The organism is Alcanivorax sp. HI0044, assembly GCF_001634945.1.
The window spans coordinates 1-1,681 of sequence record NZ_LWEZ01001499.1 but is presented as its reverse complement, the minus strand read 5'-3'; the positions used below and the strand labels follow the sequence as shown (position 1 = coordinate 1,681).

General features: G+C 57.0%; 1 protein-coding gene. It reads right to left on the bottom strand.

What is annotated here, in order from left to right; genetic code table 11:
- A partial coding sequence (locus A3730_RS22640; protein WP_156501305.1) for a histidine kinase dimerization/phospho-acceptor domain-containing protein occupies positions 1-1,246 on the bottom strand: 1,246 nt, incomplete at its 3' end.
- Between the last annotated feature and the right edge of the window lie 435 nt (positions 1,247-1,681).

The following is a 1,681-nucleotide window of genomic DNA, read 5'->3' as shown; positions in this document are numbered from 1 at the left end:
CAATGTCTTTTTCAATAGCACGCAACTGCAGGCTGTCGATGATTTCATCGAACAGTACCCTTACAGAGAACAGCCGTTGCTCCGGGTGCAATTGACCTGCCTCAATCCGTGACAGATCAAGCACATCATTAATCAGCGCCAGCAACGCATCCCCGTTGTGCTGGATGATGGTCAGATAACGCCGCTTGTCTGCCGCCCCGAGCGAGCCATCGCGCAATAATTCGGTGTAACCGAGAATGGCCGTCATTGGCGTGCGGATTTCATGGCTGATATTGGCCAGAAACTGGCTTTTGGTCTGGCTGGCATCTTCGGCCTGCATCCTCGCTTCCGCCAACTGGATCTGGGCATGGTGAATGCTGTCCACCATGGCATTGAAGTCTTCCGCCAGTGCACCAATTTCATCGCTTCCCAGTACTGGCACACGCTGATCCAGAGCACCGCCGCGGGCAATCGAACGCACCGCGTTATGCACCAAATTCAAACGCCCAAACAGCATGGGTTGAATGCGGCAATTAATCACGAACACGGTAATCGCGGTCAGCACCACCATAATCAGCGCCACCAACAAGACTGCATAGAGCATGCTCTGGTAACCGTCATGGGGAATTTCGACAATCACCTCCAACGGCGTCTCCCCAAGGAAATCCGGAATAGGGAAACGTCCCTGTAACTGCCCCCCCTCCACCTCGCCCAGGCCGCGACTCACCGGACCATCACCCTGGGCTTCCTGCACGAACAAGGCACGCCCTACCCGCTCGGACAGGTAACTCAACCAGCCACTGTCCAACCACACGCCCAACAGATAGGCCTGGCAACCATTTTCCACCGCAGTACTAAACAGCAATGGCCTGCCGTCTACCTTCACCACCCCCCAAATAGGCATACAACCTTGTTCGGTGAAACGCCGCGCCAGGGTCTCGAACACCGGCGAATCCACTCCCGGCTCCCCGTTATCCCAGCGAATGACATCGTTATCCAGCGCCATCATCAGGTCCAGGTGACCAACGCCCCCCTGATTCACCGGTGCCTGCTCAGGCTGCTGGCTCCAGTCCTGCGCCCGTACCCGCAACACCGACAGCTGATCCAGGAAAGCGGCTTCCACCTTGCCCAGCTCACGTTCCGCATTGCGCTCCGCGAGGGTATCCACCAACGACAGATTCACCCAATACAGGGCCACCGTTGCCAGCGCCACACAGATAGCCGCAGAAACCACCAGCAACCAGCGAATACGAACTCTCAGCGACATTGCCCACTCCCTCAAGACTAACCGCAGACACTAGGGTCTGTTCACACTCATTCCGTGGTCCCTGCTGGCGTCATTTTTTTGTCCAGATGTTCCAACCGATACGCAGTGTAGTTGTTCTACATAAGTAAAGGTTGGGACTGCTGGGCGGAAAAAGGGCCCAGCCCTTCGGGTTGAGGCCCAAAATGCGCCACTCGTTGTTGCTCGTCGCTCATTTGGAGACACCAAACATCTCTCCTCGCGCCTGGATTGGCGCATTTTGGGCCGCAACAGGGAGCATGGAATGAGTGTGAACAGACCCTAGCACATCGCCGCACCGCCACAACGCTTGTCCACTCCAGCGGTGCCGTTCTCCGTATGGCCGTCAGGGGGCTCGCAGCACCTGACTCGCAGCTTGTGGAGAACACAGGATGAAAAACCCCGGCAGCCCCCGTATCA